This is a genomic window from Paenibacillus sp. IHBB 3054, from assembly GCF_051594305.1.
In the GTDB taxonomy this organism is placed as follows: domain Bacteria; phylum Bacillota; class Bacilli; order Paenibacillales; family Paenibacillaceae; genus Paenibacillus_AQ.
Genome location: NZ_JBOFBG010000182.1, coordinates 1 through 353 on the forward strand (window position 1 = coordinate 1; position 353 = coordinate 353).

General features: G+C 60.3%; 1 protein-coding gene. It reads right to left on the minus strand.

The features are described 5' to 3' along the window. The coding region (locus ACQ76X_RS36370) for an AMP-binding protein (RefSeq protein WP_438498724.1) at positions 1-353 on the minus strand (353 nt) is incomplete at both ends.

Here is a 353-nt window from a genome sequence, read left to right on the forward strand (position 1 = left end):
GGCTTCAACGCTTCCCCGCTGGCAAATACCCGGCGCAAGCTGCCGAGCTTCTCCGGGCTAAACGCTTGCCCGGCCTGCTCCAGGAACACGCTCAGCATCGACGGCACAAAATGCATAACCGTGACCCCGTTCCGCTCCATCGTTTCGGCCAGCACCGCTGGATCTTTCTCTCCCTGCGGCGGAAGCATGCAGACCCGGGACCCGGTCATCCCCCACCAGAACAGCTCCCACACCGAAACGTCGAACGTAATCGGCGTCTTCTGCAGAATGACGTCCTGTTCTCCGATGGGGTAGCGATTCTGCATCCATTGCAGGCGGTTGATGACCGCGCGATGCTCAATCATGACCCCTTT